The following is a 1,457-nucleotide window of genomic DNA, read 5'->3' on the forward strand; positions in this document are numbered from 1 at the left end:
ACTTAAGATCACGCTGGGTTGACGACGTACTGCGCACGGCGGAGGACGAGCCGAGGATGAGCCACCCCACCGCTGGGCCGCTGCGCCACGCGCTTGCGACGCGCGCGCGTGTGGTTGTCGAGACGCGCTGGTTCACCGGCGCAGTGCTGGTCGCGATCCTGGGGAACGCGGTCGTGCTGGGTCTGGAGACGTACTCCGGGTTGTCCGAGCGGTGGCGGGAGTGGCTGCTGCTGGGGGAGGGGTTGTTCCTGGCCGCGTTCACCGTGGAGATCGGGTTACGGGCGGCCGCGTTCGCGGACCGGCCGGCGCGGTTCTTCCGGGATCCGTGGAACGTGTTCGACCTCGTGGTCGTGGTGTTGGCGCATCTGCCGTTGATGCGGGAGAACGCGACGTTGCTGAGGCTGCTGCGGCTGGCGCGGGTGCTGCGCGCGGCGCGGCTGCTGCCGCAGTTGCGGATCATCCTGGTGGCGATCGCCAAGAGCGTGCCGGGGACGTTCAGTTTCCTGATGGTCGGGGCGCTGCTGCTGTACCTGTACGCGATGCTCGGCTGGATGCTGTTCGCGGAGCACGACCCGGGCCGGTACGGCTCGCTGGGCCGCGCGCTGCTGACGCTGTTCCTGCTGACGACGCTGGACGGGCTGGGCCCGGTGGTGCACGAGGGGCTGGAGTACTCGCGGTGGAGCGTGCTGTACTACGGCACCTTTGTACTGCTCGCGTCGTTTGTCCTGGTCAACATGCTGATCGGCGTGGTGATCAACTCGTTGGACGAGGCACGGGCGGTGGAGGGCGCGGCACGGCCGCCGGGAGGGGAGCCGGGGCGTTGTCCCGTGCCCGCCGGCGGTGCGTACGAGGCGGAGCTGCGGGCGAAGATCGCGGAGGCGCGGCGGGTGCTGGACGAGTTGGAGGCCGGGCTGCGGCGGTGAGCGGTGCCGCGCAGTGCCGCGCAGTGCCGTGCAGTGCCGTGCCGCGCCGCGCCGGGCTCCGGCGGTTCAGCCGGCTTGGGCCGAGGGGTGGCGGCGGAGGAGGTAGGCGGCGACGGAGCCGACGGTGAGCAGGGCGGCTATGGACAGTGCCGTGGTGCCCCAGTTGACGCCGAGGAGGCGGCCGCCGAAGTAGCCGAGGCTGACGCTGTAGCCGGCCCAGACGACCGCGGCGAGCGCGGACCAGGGGACGAAGTCGCGGGTGCGGCGGTTGGTGACGCCGGCGACGACGCTCATCACCGAGCGCCCGGCGGGTGCGAAGCGGGCGAGGACCATCAGCGGCCCGCCGCCGGCGGCGAGCACGCCGCCGAGCCGGTGGTGCGCGTGGCGCAGTCGTCTGGAGCGGGTGATGAAGCCGGCGAAGCGGAGGCCGCCGCGTCGGGCGAGCAGGAACGCCGTGAGGTCGCCGAGGACGGACGCGGTGGCGGCGCACAGCAGCAGGAAGAAGAGTTCCGGCAGGTGGGCGCTGGGGTGGGG

Annotated in this window: 2 protein-coding genes; one reads left to right on the forward strand and one right to left on the reverse strand. The window is 72.3% G+C overall.

The window, feature by feature from the left end; translation table 11 throughout:
• Positions 1 to 56 precede the first annotated feature (56 nt).
• Complete coding sequence (locus tag GL263_RS26450) at positions 57 to 923, forward strand: ion transporter (protein WP_182858264.1); 867 nt, start codon at positions 57 to 59, stop codon at positions 921 to 923.
• A gap of 66 nt (positions 924 to 989) precedes the next feature.
• Here GL263_RS26450 and GL263_RS26455 read toward each other — a convergent pair.
• Positions 990 to 1,457, reverse strand: a 468-nt coding sequence (locus tag GL263_RS26455; RefSeq protein WP_182858265.1) for a DedA family protein, incomplete at its 5' end; no start/stop codon positions are given.

The organism is Streptomyces durbertensis (assembly GCF_014156695.1).
Taxonomy (GTDB): Bacteria; Actinomycetota; Actinomycetes; order Streptomycetales; family Streptomycetaceae; genus Streptomyces; species Streptomyces durbertensis.